Genomic DNA, 13,308 nt, shown 5'->3' with positions numbered 1-13,308 from the left:
GGTAGGGGCCAGTGTCGCAACAGTCGGCCTGATCGGTTTTGTGGGATCGGTTGTTCCCCATATGGTCCGGATGCGTTTTGGCGCCAATCACCGGGTTTTGCTTCCCCTCTCGGCTGTAGGAGGGGGTCTTTTTCTTCTGGTCTGCGACTTTTTGTCGCGCACCCTTTTTTCGGGGGTCGATTTTCAGACCCAGCTTCCGATCGGCGTTGTCACCGCCTTGATCGGTGCGCCGTTTTTTGTTTGGTTGCTTAAGAAGAGTGCCTGAGTGTTCGCGTGCCCGCGTGCCCGCGTGCCCGTGTTCACGCAGGCACTCTGGCACCCGGGCACTTAGGCACATAAACCCCATGCTCGAAGCTAAACAACTAACGTACTGCATCAACGGCAAAAAAATTCTTGCCGACGTGTCGTTTCAAATCGAACGCGGCGATTTTGTCGCCCTTTTGGGCCCCAACGGCTCGGGTAAAACCACGCTCATCAAAATTTTAAGCGGTGTTTTGCGGGGCTACACCGGTTCCGCCAACCTCAACCTCATGCACATCAACCGGATGACTCACCGGGGCATCGCCCAGTTTGTGGCGGTGGTTCCGCAGGAGGCCCATTTTGTCTTTCCGTTTACCGCGCTGGAGGTTGTCCTGATGGGGAGGCAGGCGTTTCAGAAAAGTTTTTCGTTCGATTCCGCCGAGGATCTGCAAATCGCCCGCCGGGCGATGGAACGGACCGACTGCCGGCAGTTTGCCGACCGGAAGATTTCAACCCTTTCCGGGGGCGAGAAGCAGAGGGTTTTACTGGCGCGGGCGCTTGCCCAAAAGCCGCGGTTTCTCCTTTTGGACGAGCCAGCCAGCCACCTTGACCTCAAACATCAGTTGCATCTTTTTCATCTTCTGCGCGATCTCAATACTTCCGACGGCATCGCCGTTTTGTGCGTGGTCCATGATTTGAATCTTGCTTCTCTCTATGCCAAACGCCTCTTATGCCTCAAGGAAGGGGGTCTTGTCGCCCAGGGAGAAACCGCGGAGGTGATGACAACCGATCGTATCCGGGAGATCTTCGGCGTCTCCTGCCGTACATTGATCTCCCCAGACGGGAATTCCTATTTTTTTCCCGAGCGGGTACAATAGTTTTTTTCTGTGTGATTATGAATTTTCGTTTTTCCCTCGGCCTCTCCCTTTTCATCCACGGCCTGATCGTTGGTGTGTGCCTCTATCTGATCATTGACGACCCCTTCTTTTGGGGAGGGGGACTCACGGGGAGCAATGCAGTGGTGATGGTGGAACTGTCCGATTGGGAGGGAGAGGAGGGACAAGGGGGAGTGGAAGATCGAAAATCGAAGATAGAAGATAGAAAAGAGAAAGAGGTTCTTAATGTAAAAAATACGGCCAAGAAACAACTTCCGGCGAAAGATGAGAAAGTGGCCATGAATAAGCCGGGCCTGCCCGCCGAAGTTTTGACGAAGGCGGGATTTGGGACAGGAAATTCGCCGACGCCGGCGGGGGGCACAGGATCCGGCTTTGACTCCGTTGCGGGCCAAAGCAGAGCGCCTGATGTCCTCGACCTCATTCGCCAGCGGATCATCCGGGCCAAAAGCTACCCGCTCGCCGCAAGACGTCGCGGGATTGAGGGAACGGTAAAACTTCGCTTTCGCATAGGCCCGGACGGCAGTCTGCAAAACGTGGCGGTCGTGGCGTCGTCGGGGTCAGAGATCCTCGACGAAGAGGCGGTGGCCACGGTGAAGCGGGCGACCCCATACCCTTATTATGAGGGGGACATCTCGATGGGGCTGAAGTTTGATTTGAAAGAGTAATTCTGATAAAGCTCGTACGTCGTGTTACAAACAAAGAGAGTCCTTTTGACGAAGCAATTTTCGTTCCCGCCGGTTCCATTGGCCTTCGAGACAATTCATCTCTGGGCGGCTTGCGAAAATTGCGAAGACAAAGGGACTCTCTTTGTTTGTTGCTGATTATGTTTCATTTTCCCCCATTCCTCGAAGATCTTCTTCTTCGCTATATCAAAAAGACTTATCTGCCCGACAAAAGAGCGGCAGAAAAGCCGTTTAACGAAAAAGATTTTGCCTTTTTTTCCAAAGGGGCAAAAAAACTCTCCGAGGCCTATACCTCCGAGCGGGGGAGGGACAGTGTCCCAAGTCTCCCTCCCAATTATCTCAACATCCCCGTCTATCGCTCCGGCTATCTTCTCTACTTTCTGCCGGTCAATTTTTTAAAGATCGTTCATATCTTGAACGAACTCGATCCTTCGGAAATCATCGGCGGCAAAATCCGAATCCTCGATGTGGGGGCGGGCCAGGGGACTTCCATGCTGGGATTGATGGCCTTTTACGCCGAGGCATTAAAGAAGAAAAAAATCAGGGAGGCCTGGCTCGATTTCACGCTGGTGGATCAAAGCTATCCCGCCCTCAAGGATGCCCTCAATCTGCACAATGCCTGTTCGGCCGAGTTTCAAAAGAGGCATGTCGGTTTCAACTCGGCCTGTTTTATCAAAAATTACGACCTTCGGCGCGGCGGTTTGAGGCGGTTTTTACGCAACTTCAAGTATCATTTCATCGTCGTCGCCAATGTCTTGAACGAAATCCCGGACCGCGAGGCGCGCGCCGAGTTTGTCGAGGCGCTCATGACCGATCACCTGGAGCCGGCCACCGGCCGGCTGATCTTGATCGAGCCGGCGGCACAGCAAACCTCGCGCGATTTGCAGTGGGTGAGGGACCGGATTGTTTATCACGACAAGATCGGATATGTTTACGCCCCCTGTCTGCATCAGGAGATTTGCCCGCTCAATGTGGTGAACAAAAGAGACTGGTGCCATTTTTATTTTTCGTGGGAGAGGCCGGGGTTTATTGAAAAGGTCGATCGGCTGATCGGCAACAAAAAAAACTGGTTGGCCTGCTCGTATCTGGTTTTGGGGAGAAGACCTCCGGACTCCAAAAAGATGTGGAGGGTTATTTCCAACCGCATGCCCTCCAACGGGAAAGAAGAAGTTGTTCTCTGCGGACCGCCGGGGAGGTATCATGTGGAACTGCTGGACCGGGACACATCGCCCTCAAACCGCGCCTTTCACCAGATCCGGCGGGGGGATTTGGTGGATGTCGATGTCGGGCCTTCGGTTCAGAAGTACCGGGTGGATGGAAAATATCGGTTGCAAAAAAACGATCCGGTGCGGATTGTGAAAGAGAATTGACAATTCATTGTCATCCCCGCGAAAGCGGGGATCCAGACATGTCCCCATGAAAATGGGGAACCAGTACAAAAGACTGGATTCCCGCCTACGCGGGAATGACACAAATATCCATGAGGCGCGAAAAACTGAAATTCGGCGTCATTGCCGATCCCATTGCTTCATTCAATCCGGAGGCCGAAACAACTTTTTTTATTCTGAAAGAAATCACACGCAGAGGGCATGAAACCCGGGTGATGGAACTCAAGGACCTTTTTATTAAATCCCCCCTGCCCCCCTTTGTCAAAGGGGGGGGTGGGGGGGATTTGCTGTCACGCAAAAAGGAAAAAGATTTGTGTATGAGTCGGACGATGAAAAGGAAATTATCCTCAAAAATCTTGATTGCCTCTTCCTTCGTAAAGACCCGCCGGTCGATCCGGCCTATATCGATCATCTGACTCTGCTGGAGATAGTGTGTGGTGGCTCTACCTCCCCCAACCCCTCCTTACAAAGGAGGGGGGAATCTCCTCCCCTTTGTAAGGGGAGGTCGGGTGGGGTAGAGCGGCCATTGATGATCAACTCGCCGGCGGGGATCAAAAAGGCCATGATGATCAACTCGCCGGCGGGGATCAAAAAGGCCAACGAAAAAATATATCCCTTTTACTTTTCCGGCGTCAGCCCGCCGTCGGTCGTTTCGCAGTCGGGCGATGTCCTTCTTTCTTTTTTGAAAAAAATCAAAAAAGGGGTGATCAAGCCGCTTGATGCCGGAGGCGGGAAAGGGGTCCTGCTCATTCATCACGGCGATCCGGACGCCAAAAGCCTGCTGGAGGTGGCGACTCAAAATTTTACCCGGTATGTCCTTTTGCAAAAATATATTCCCGAGGCCAAAAAGGGGGACAAGCGGGTTCTTTTGTGGAACGGGGAACCTCTTGGCTCTTTTCTTCGGGTGCCGTCGCGGGACGATTTTCGCGGCAACCTCCACAGCGGCGCCCGGTTTGTCAAATCACCTCTGACTCAAGCCGAAAAAAAACTTCTCGCCCGCCTCAAACCGGCCCTTTTGCGCGACGGTCTTTTGTTTGCCGGCGTCGATCTCATCGGCCCATATGTCACCGAAATCAACGTCACCTCCCCCATGGGAATCCGCGAAATCAACCACTGTGATCATTCTCAAATTGAAAAAAGCCTCTTGAATGCGATCGAATTTGCGTTTAATACGTTTGGTGCGTGCTTCCCCTTCTTCAAACCGACACCCGCAAAATTTACACCGTCTCCGAAGTGACGCGGGACATCCGCGGTCTGCTGGAGGATAATTTCCCCACGATCTGGCTCTCCGGAGAAATTTCCAATTTCCGCACCCCGTCGTCGGGTCATTTTTATTTTACGCTCAAAGACGAATCGGCGCAGATCGCCGCCGTGATGTTTCGCGGGAATAATCACTCGCTCAAGTTCAGCCTCAAAGACGGCCTCGGCGTCATCGTCCATGGCCGCGTCACCGTTTACGAGCCGCGCGGGCAGTATCAGATCGTCGTCGATTCCGCCGAGCCCAAAGGGCTTGGGGCGCTTCAGTTGGCTTTTGAACAACTCAAGGAAAAACTGGCCGGCGAGGGACTCTTCGACGAAAAACACAAGAAACCGATTCCCCTTCTCCCGCGCAAGGTAGGCATTATCACCTCTTCCCAGGGCGCGGCGCTCCACGACATGGTGACCATTCTCACCCGCCGGTTTCCCAACCTCTCAATTCTCATCAACCCCGTCCGGGTGCAGGGAGACGGGGCGACCAAAGAAATCGCCCAGGCGATTGCCGAGATGAACGCGCGATCCGACGTGGATGTGCTCATTGTCGGCAGAGGCGGCGGCTCTCTTGAAGACCTCTGGGCGTTTAATGAAGAGATTGTGGTTCGCGCCGTTTTTGCCTCCGACATCCCGATCATCTCCGCCGTCGGCCATGAAACCGATTTTTCGCTCTCCGATCTTGCGGCTGATTTACGGGCGCCCACCCCCTCCGCGGCGGCGGAGTTGGCGGCGCCCGAAAAGGAAGAACTTCTCACCACCCTTTCTCAACACCGGTCGTCGTTGAAGTTTGCCGTCGGTCAGTTTCTTAAAGGCCTGGCCGGGCAAATCGCTTTTTTAAGGCGGCAGATCAAAGACCCCCGCCGGGTGCTGGAAGACTGGAAGATGCGCGTCGATGACATGTCGTCCCGCGCCCTTCAGGCCCAAAAACGGAATCTGAAGGAACTCCGCTTGCGCATCGAAGGACTCCGGCGGCATTTTGAATCGCTTTCCCCCCATGCCCCCCTCAAACGGGGCTACAGCATTGTGTTCAAAGAGGGTCAAAAAATCCCCCTCCGTTCGCCTGCCGGGGTTATCCGTGGGGAATTGCTGGAAATCCGGCTTGGCGAAGGCTCGTTGCGGGCGAAAGTGGTTTGACAGGCCGTCCCTATTCGGATAGGTCAATTCGGCGACAATGTCCAGACCGGCAAAAATCCTCAAATTCGAACAGGCGATGGGCCAGCTCGAAAAAATGGTGGAAAAACTCGAGGCGGGAGATCTTTCGCTGGAAGAATCGCTGAAGGTTTTTGAAGAGGGGATGGAACTGACGAAGTTTTGCGAACAAAAGATCGAAGAGGCGGAGGGAAAGGTGGAGATGTTGATGAAGGATAGGGGTCCCCGCGAGCGCCACTGGTCCGAGCGAGCGGGGGCGGAGTCGCATGAGCAGAAGGAAAGGTGATATATGACCTTTGACTTGGAACATTATTTCAAGGAATGCCAGACCCTGGTCAACGAGGCGCTTGATTCGCATCTCCCCAAAAAAGAGTCCTTTCCCGCCAAGGTTCACGAGGCGATGCGCTACAGCATCTTTGCCGGAGGCAAGAGGATCCGCCCCATCCTTTGCATGGCCGCCTCCGAGGCGTGCGGCGGCGGGCGGCGTGAGGTTCTTTCCGTGGCCTGCGCCCTGGAGATGATTCACACCTTTTCACTCATCCACGACGACCTCCCGGCCATGGACGACGACAATCTGCGGCGAGGCAGGCCCACCAATCACAAGGTCTTTGGCGAGGCGGTGGCCATTTTGGCGGGGGATGCCCTGTTATCCCAGGCCTTTCTGGCTCTGGGAAAACTCAAAGACTCGATGCGTGATCAGAAGCGCGTGCTTGAAATCATTTATCACATTGCCGGTGCAACCGGTTCACGGGGGATGGTGGGGGGACAGGTGCTTGACATGGAGGCCCAGGGGAAAAAAATCGATCTCCCGGAACTGCGCAGACTTCATCAGATGAAAACAGGGCGATTGATCACGGCCTCGGTTGTCGGCGGCGCATTGATGGCGGGGACCTCCGACCAAAAACTGGCTGGGATCGAATCTTACGGCGAGGCGGTGGGGCTGGCCTTTCAGATCGCCGACGATATCCTCGACATCGAGGGGGGAAGTGATTTGGGAAAGGATATCGGTAGCGACAGGGAAAACGAGAAGGCCACCTACCCGTCGGTGATGGGGATAAAAAAGGCCCGAGAAGCGGCGCAAGTGACCAAGGAAGAGGCCCTTGGATCGCTTCGTGAATTCGGCCCCGAAGCGGACGCATTAAGGGCGATTGCAGAGTTCATTGTGGAGAGGAAGAAGTAGTCGGCGACCCGCGAAGCTGAAGGTTTTCATTTCGCAGTATTCCAATTTCAGATTTCAAACGGGCATTTTCCTCTTCGAGGCTTTTGATTTTTTTGTCCAGATCCTGAATCGCCGCGGTGATTGGCCCCGGCGGCCCCGGCCGGGCCTGCGGCCCCGCCACTGGCGGTGGCTCGGGCGGCGGAATTTTCGCTTCCTCCTCTTTGGCCGGCTCTTCGACAGGCGGCGTGCCCGGCACCGGCCCTGCCGGCGGCACTGGCCCTGCCGGTTCCACACGCAGGGAAACAGGAACGATTTTCCGGTAACCCTTCATTCCGATAACTCCCAGATAGACAACCACCAGCGTGATTGAGAGGGCCAGAATCGATTTGTGGTGTCTTGAAAGCGGCGGCGCCATAAACGGAAGAATGGCCAGAATCAGCGGCAGGGCCCAGAGCCAGAACGGAAAGGCGGTAAACCAGGAAAGGCTGATGACAATGCCGACGGCAGAGGTGATAAAGCCGATCGTGTTAAAAAGCTTTTTATGGGGGGGCGGGCAGAGGTGGAAGGGGTCCCATACCGTGAATGCGCCCAGTTCAAAAAGAAGAAGGGAGGCAAAAATAATTCCCGAGATATACAAACTCATCAGGCCATAGGCCCCGATGTGAATAATGATGACGCCGAAGGTGATCCAGAATTTTTTTGTCTCGGCAAAATAGCGCGGGACGAGCGGATAGAGGACCAACAGGCCGACTGCAATAAGGGCGATGAAAACGACCGTTATCATCAATTCGATATCATAATCGAACTTCGGCAAGAAGGCCATCATTTTGCTTGCCCCGCTGAGGCCTTCATCATAGCATTTTTCCCGTGATTCCACCAAAAGGAGCCACTCCTGAAGGGACTTTAAAATTCCAAAAGGCGCAGAAAAACGCCGTTCATGCCGACAAATGGCGGTTGATAAAAGACCTGAAGGTCTCCGCCCTCGGTTTGGGGACCTATCTGGGCGCCTACGACGACGCCGTAGACTTGCTCTACGAGGAGGCCATTGCCTCCGCGATATCGAGAGGATGCAATATCATCGACACGGCGGTCAATTACCGTTGCCAGCGGAGCGAACGGGTGATCGGCCGGACGCTGGCCCGGCTGATCGATTCCAAAACCGTCTCAAGGAATCAGGTTGTCATCGCCACCAAGGGGGGATTCATCCCTTTTGACTTCCAGCCGGTCTCCAACATGGAGGCCTATATCCGAAAAAAGTGGATCGACAGCGGGCGGGTGGCGCCGGAAGACATTGTGGCCAACTGCCACTGCATGCACCCCGCCTATCTTCAGGAACAGATCGAGTTGAGCCTTTCCAACCTTGGTCTGGATACAATCGACATTTATTATCTCCACAATCCCGAAACCCAACTGCCGGTTACGGGGGAGGAGGTTTTTTACGACCGGCTGGCAAAGGCATTCGCCCTCTTTGAGGAAAATGTCGCCCGCGGAAAGATCCAGTTCTACGGTCTTGCCACCTGGAGCGCCTTTCGCGAGCCGGCGGGGATGGCGGAGCACATTTCTCTGGAGCGCGTTCTTTCAACAGCCGAAAAGGCGGGGGGTTCCGGCCACCATTTTCAGGCGATCCAGCTCCCCTACAGCATGGCCATGCTCGAGGCGGTGAGCATTTCCAATCAGTCTCTTCAGGGAAAGAGCGTGCCCATTCTGCCCGTGGCCGGCGCGCGGAAAATTTCGGTGATGACCTCGGCGCCTCTTTTGCAAGGCCAACTCCTGAACCTCCCTTCAACGCTTGCGCGTCAATTGCCGGACAGCCTGACCTTGGCCCAGAAGGCCTTGCAGTTCGTGGTTTCAACGCAGAAGGCCTTGCAGTTCGTGGTTTCAACGCCTGGAATCACCGCGGCCATGGCGGGGATGAAAAAAAAGGGGCATGTGGATGAAAATTTGAAGGGCTTGAATTGCGCCGACTGGGATCTGCCGACGCTTCGGAAGATCTGCGAATTGCTGGTGAGGGGATGAAAAAACCCCCACACCAACATACGTTGGTGTGGGGGTTAACTCAAAACTAGCATTCAATGGTCATGCTCATCACCACCGCAAAACTGGCCGCAAAGTTTTCGCCGTCATCAAGCATGTTGATATCCAGGAAGAACGTGATGGTGATCGTCACTGTTCCACCCGAGAACCCCAAGGACTCGAAGAGGTCGCAGGTGGTGGCGCAATCGTTGACGGTGCCGCTGGTGATGGAATCGGTAATGGGCAACTCCGTCAGGTCGACCTCGCAGGTATCGGCGGAAGAGCAATCGCCGATATCCGTAAAGGAACCGCCGGTGGCGTCGGCCAGCTGGGACATGCTGAAATAATCGAAGTCCTCGCAGGCCAGGAAGTCCTCATCTCCGCCGACAACGTGGACCACCACCCCATCGGTCGTGAGGTCGTCAATCAGATCGTCCGGATCGGGAGGGATCCAGTCCCCTTCGATGCTGTCTTCGGTGAACGTTTCGGGGGTATAGGCGCAATCGTCCCCGATGGAGAGCATCACGCGCGCCGCGCCGTCGCGCCATTCGAGATTGTCATTGCCGAACTCGATGGGGCCGAGATAGTTTTCGGGGAGACCCATGCCGTTGCAACCGCTTCCGACCACGGTTTCCACCTCGTCAAAAAAGGTGGACATGTCATCCGCGTCGATGAGGGCGGCGCCCGTGTCGGGACGTTCGCACAAATCGAAATCGGGAGGTTCCCCGAGATCGCCGGTTGAGACATCATCGTCAAAGCTGGTTGATCCCTCACCGTACTTGGTGGCATAGGCATCCCCCACCGTAATCCCGGCAAACTGGGCATCGACGCCGGCCGCTTCCAGGTCCTGGGCGAACTCGGAGATTTTGCTGGCGATAACTCCGGCCGCGGACCCCATACTGCCGGTCGTGTCAAGACTGATCGCGATGTCAAACGCATCCGCTGAATCGCCTGATCCGACGTCGCGCGAATCGCAATCTACATCGGTCGTCGCCTTTATCCCCCCTTTCATCAAGCTTGTACAGCTGTCCGTGTCTGTACAACTGCCCGATGCGGCGTCTGTGTTTGTAACGGAGGGGACGCCAACGGTGCCGTTCCCATTCACGTCAACGCCGGTAATCGTCCACTTCAGGCTTCCGTCACTATCCGTTATAGGGGTGATGCCGGGGGTGTAAGCACCCGACAGTTTCGTGATGCTGGTAACGTCTGACCCAGTGGCGCCGCCGGTTTCATCCGTCCCGCCGTCGCCATCGTCATCGTCATCGCCACCGCCGCCTGAACTGCATGCAGTGCCAAACAGGGCAAGTGAAACCACAAGCCCCGTAATGGACAAATATTTCAGATAAGTTTTCATAAACGCTGACCCTCCTTAAGGTTAGGTATGTTTTGGACCCCGTTTAAGCCTTGGACCCTTACGCAGAAAAAGGCATAGTATACCTGATTTTAGAAGGAAAGCCAGAAGTTTTTTGAAAAACAGCGCCTTTACGCCGCCTTTCCGGCGGGAAGCGCGGGCATGGCCACGCGGGCGATCGGCTGGATGCGGAGATTTTCGGAGAGTGTCAATGAGGGCGCCGGTAATGAATATAATGATACGGGACTATTTTTGCGATGTCGGCAAAATGACCGTCCTGCGTGATGACAACGGCGCCGATGTGACGGGCCGTCAGGGCGATAAGGATGTCGTTTTGGAGTTTGAACACTTCCTCGCCAAAGCCATATTGGGAAGTGAATTTTCTCAAAATTTGCGCCCCCTCTTTCCACATTTTTGCCGTGGGAGCCGCCGTTAAAATCGTCTTTTTCCCGATTTCCTCGATCAAATGAGGTTCCCTTGTTCCTCTCAACAACTCATGGAAAACCACAGGGGACAGCCGGAGGATATATTGGGCCCTCCAGGCCTGTGTCTGCTCCCCGGGGATTGCGTCGGCAAGGTCGCCGATATAAATATTGGTGTCAAATAAGGCGAGCATCAAAATCGGAAAGCTTCATCTTCCCGTGGATTTTCTTTCCCAGATCGATCTGATTCTGCCGTTCCACTTCCTGATCCAGAAGCCTTCTGACAGCCTCGGCGGTGGTTTTTGCCTTCGTGACCTTCTTCAACAGGCGAACCTCCCTGGGGGTCATCCTGATTGTGATCGGATTATTTTGATTCATGTATTACAAAATACGTGGATTGAAATACATTGTCAAGGAGGCAACCTGAAATCGCCTTTACGCCGCCTTTCCGGCGGAAAGCTGGGGCATGGCCACGCGGGCGATCGGCTGGATGCGCAAATTTTCGGAGAGCTCCTGATACGAAAGAACGGATAGCTGGGGAAATTCGAGTTCGATGATCTTTCGGAAATAACGCCGGATTTCGGCCGTGGTGAGAATCACCGGCGGCCGCGCCCCGGGCGGAAAGGGATGCGAGGCAATTTCTTTCCCGACCGCTTCAATGAGCGACTGGGTCACGTCCGGCTCCAACGCCAGATAATTCCCCTTTTCGGTCGTCCTTATGGCCTCCCGCACCATGTCTTCAATCTGCGGGTCGAGCAGATAAACGGCGAGGCTGTTTCCATGCCCGGCGTATTTGTGCGTGATGTAGCGCTTGAGGCCGGCGCGGATGTGTTCGGTCAACATGAGGGTATTCCGCTCGATCTCGGCCCACTGCGCCAGCGTGGAAAAAATGCTCTTTAAGTCGCGGATGGCCACCTCCTCCTGAACCAGACGCTGAAAAATTTCGGAGAGCTGAAGAACCGTAATCACCTTGGGAACCAGTTCCTTGACGAGCGCCGGATGCGATTTTTCCAACTCGTTTAACAGATTCTGGATCTCCTGCAGGCCCAAAAATTCGTGGGCATGCTTGCGAAGCACATGCGAGAGATGCAAAATCAGATATTCCGCCACATCCCACATCCTGAAACCGGCCTGCACCGCCACCTCCCTGAATTTTTCCGAGACCCAGGTGACCACCGAACCGTCAATCGGGTGGATCGTCTCCTTTCCGGTGATGTTGAAGAGTTGCAACTGCTCCATCGGCTCGCCGACCAGAATGCACCCCTGCATGATCTTCCCTCGCGCCACCGGCACTTCATTAATATTGATGACATACGCCTCCGCCTCCATGTCCACCGTCTGGCCCCGCACCTGAATGCCGGGAAAGTTCACGCCAAGCTCGTAGTAGAGGCCGTGGCGCAAAAGCGGAATGAGCTCATTGATGAACCGGCCGCCGTCTTTCGAGTCATCCACGAAGGGAATGATCGAACTCCCCACCTCCAGCGAAATGGGGGAGGGCATGATGAACGGGAGCTGGTCGCCATGCTTTTCCAGCGCCTTTTTGACCTTTTCCTCCTTGGGTTGCTGGACGATCTGTTCCACCTTTTTTTCCCGCTTGCGGGCGCTGTAGAAGGCATACCCCCCCATCAGGGCGCCAAGAACGATGAAGGGCATCTTGGGAAGACCGGGAACAATGGCCAGGCCCAAAAGAAGAAACGAGGCAAGCGCGAAAACACGCGGGTAGGCGGTCACCTGCGTGATGATGTCGCGTCCGAGATTGGCCTCTTTGGTGTCGGAGGAGACGCGCGTCACCACAATGCCCGCCGACATCGAAACGATAAATGCGGGGAGCATGGCGACCAGCCCGTCGCCGATGGTGAGAATGGAATAAAGCCTTCCCGACTCGGAGAAGGTCATATCGCGCTGAACCACGCCAATGATCAATCCGCCGATGATGTTGATAACCGTGATGATAATGCCGGCGATGGCGTCCCCCTTCACGAATTTCATGGCGCCGTCCATCGCCCCGTACATCTGCGCTTCGCGCTGGAGAGTCCGTCTGCGTTCCTGCGCCTGCTCCATGGTGACGGTGCCGGCCCGCAGATCGGCGTCGATACTCATCTGTTTTCCGGGCATCGCGTCCAATGTAAACCGGGCGGCCACTTCGGAGACCCGCTCGGCCCCTTTGGCCACGACGATAAAGTTGACGATGGTGATGATGAGAAACAACACGCCGCCGACGATAAAGTTCCCCCGCGCCACAAAGTTGCCGAAGGCGTTGATCACCTCGCCGGCGTATCCCTCGGAAAGGATCAGACGGGTGGAGGAAATGTTCAACGCCAACCGGTAGAGGGTGGAAATAAGGAGAATTGTCGGAAATGAAGCAAGTTTCAGTGCGTCCGAGATATAAAGCGAAACCAGGAGAATAATCACCCCAAGGCTCAAACTGATGGTGAGGCAGATGTCGATGAGCCACGGAGGAATGGGGATGATAATCATCGCCAACACGCACACCACAAGGGCGGCGATGATCATGTCGCTGTATCGGCCGACGAGTTCGTTGATGTTGCCGAATTTGATTTTCATAACATATTGAATTTACTTGAATTTAACACCATCAGGATAACAGAATGGGTAAAGAGGAGCAAGCGGCATCATTTATATTATCGGCAGAAAAGCGATGAAAGTTGCTTACTCCGAGGTTCTTGAGCTTGAGCTGTAATTGTACACTTCGTAGCCTAAACTGTCCGACGAAGGGGGCACACTCCATTCTTCAA

15 protein-coding genes are annotated in these 13,308 nt (G+C 54.8%); 10 read left to right on the top strand and 5 right to left on the bottom strand.

Annotated elements, in window-relative coordinates:
• From HYU99_03955 to HYU99_03915, 9 genes are all read left to right on the top strand, one after another.
• Nucleotides 1-265 (top strand): iron chelate uptake ABC transporter family permease subunit (locus HYU99_03955; protein MBI2339511.1); only part of this gene is annotated, 265 nt, incomplete at its 5' end.
• 79 nt (nt 266-344) lie between these two features.
• Nucleotides 345-1,118, top strand: a complete 774-nt coding sequence (locus HYU99_03950; protein MBI2339510.1) for an ABC transporter ATP-binding protein — start codon at nt 345-347, stop codon at nt 1,116-1,118.
• A 17-nt stretch (nt 1,119-1,135) separates the two neighbouring features.
• The gene (locus HYU99_03945) at nt 1,136-1,801 is read left to right on the top strand and encodes an energy transducer TonB (protein MBI2339509.1); all 666 of its coding nucleotides are present in this window, start codon (nt 1,136-1,138) and stop codon (nt 1,799-1,801) included.
• Nucleotides 1,802-1,959: 158 nt separating this feature from the next.
• Nucleotides 1,960-3,189 carry a hypothetical protein gene (locus HYU99_03940; GenBank protein ID MBI2339508.1) on the top strand — a complete coding sequence of 410 codons (1,230 nt, stop codon included), beginning with the start codon at nt 1,960-1,962 and terminating at the stop codon, nt 3,187-3,189.
• Nucleotides 3,190-3,299: 110 nt separating this feature from the next.
• The gene (locus HYU99_03935; protein ID MBI2339507.1) at nt 3,300-3,623 is read left to right on the top strand and encodes a hypothetical protein; all 324 of its coding nucleotides are present in this window, start codon (nt 3,300-3,302) and stop codon (nt 3,621-3,623) included.
• Nucleotides 3,521-4,444, top strand: coding sequence for a hypothetical protein (locus HYU99_03930; protein ID MBI2339506.1), 924 nt, complete (start codon nt 3,521-3,523; stop codon nt 4,442-4,444). The genes HYU99_03935 and HYU99_03930 overlap by 103 nt, the downstream gene beginning before the upstream one ends.
• A complete protein-coding gene (gene xseA / locus HYU99_03925) occupies nt 4,390-5,592 on the top strand; it encodes an exodeoxyribonuclease VII large subunit (GenBank protein MBI2339505.1) in 1,203 nt (400 codons plus the stop codon). The genes HYU99_03930 and xseA overlap by 55 nt, the downstream gene beginning before the upstream one ends.
• A gap of 37 nt (nt 5,593-5,629) precedes the next feature.
• Entirely contained in the window at nt 5,630-5,893 is a 264-nt protein-coding gene (locus tag HYU99_03920; GenBank protein MBI2339504.1) for an exodeoxyribonuclease VII small subunit, read from the top strand.
• Between the two features lie 3 nt (nt 5,894-5,896).
• Nucleotides 5,897-6,787, top strand: a complete 891-nt coding sequence (locus HYU99_03915) for a polyprenyl synthetase family protein (protein MBI2339503.1) — start codon at nt 5,897-5,899, stop codon at nt 6,785-6,787.
• Here the strand turns inward: HYU99_03915 and HYU99_03910 are convergent.
• Nucleotides 6,765-7,592 carry a hypothetical protein gene (locus HYU99_03910; GenBank protein MBI2339502.1) on the bottom strand — a complete coding sequence of 276 codons (828 nt, stop codon included), beginning with the start codon at nt 7,590-7,592 and terminating at the stop codon, nt 6,765-6,767. The two genes, HYU99_03915 and HYU99_03910, sit on opposite strands and share 23 nt — an antisense overlap.
• A gap of 41 nt (nt 7,593-7,633) precedes the next feature.
• Between HYU99_03910 and HYU99_03905 the strand changes: the two genes are divergently transcribed.
• Nucleotides 7,634-8,782, top strand: coding sequence for an aldo/keto reductase (locus HYU99_03905; protein MBI2339501.1), 1,149 nt, complete (start codon nt 7,634-7,636; stop codon nt 8,780-8,782).
• Nucleotides 8,783-8,828: 46 nt separating this feature from the next.
• On the opposite strand, the gene HYU99_03900 is transcribed toward HYU99_03905, so the two are convergent.
• The 4 genes from HYU99_03900 to sctV form a co-directional block, all read right to left on the bottom strand.
• Nucleotides 8,829-10,133 (bottom strand): hypothetical protein, encoded by a 1,305-nt coding sequence (locus HYU99_03900; GenBank protein MBI2339500.1) that lies wholly within the window; start codon nt 10,131-10,133, stop codon nt 8,829-8,831.
• Nucleotides 10,134-10,338: 205 nt separating this feature from the next.
• Nucleotides 10,339-10,746: a type II toxin-antitoxin system VapC family toxin gene (locus HYU99_03895; GenBank protein MBI2339499.1), complete on the bottom strand. Its 408-nt coding sequence runs from the start codon at nt 10,744-10,746 to the stop codon at nt 10,339-10,341.
• Nucleotides 10,730-10,930, bottom strand: coding sequence for a hypothetical protein (locus HYU99_03890; GenBank protein ID MBI2339498.1), 201 nt, complete (start codon nt 10,928-10,930; stop codon nt 10,730-10,732). Before HYU99_03890 ends, HYU99_03895 begins: the two co-directional genes overlap by 17 nt.
• Nucleotides 10,931-10,987: 57 nt before the next feature.
• On the bottom strand, nt 10,988-13,117 hold the full coding sequence (gene sctV, locus HYU99_03885) for a type III secretion system export apparatus subunit SctV (GenBank protein MBI2339497.1): 2,130 nt from the start codon (nt 13,115-13,117) through the stop codon (nt 10,988-10,990).
• Between the last annotated feature and the right edge of the window lie 191 nt (nt 13,118-13,308).

It is taken from the genome of Deltaproteobacteria bacterium, from assembly GCA_016183175.1.
Taxonomy (GTDB): Bacteria; UBA10199; UBA10199; order UBA10199; family SBBF01; genus JACPFC01.
This window is presented reverse-complemented; position numbering and strand designations above follow the sequence as displayed.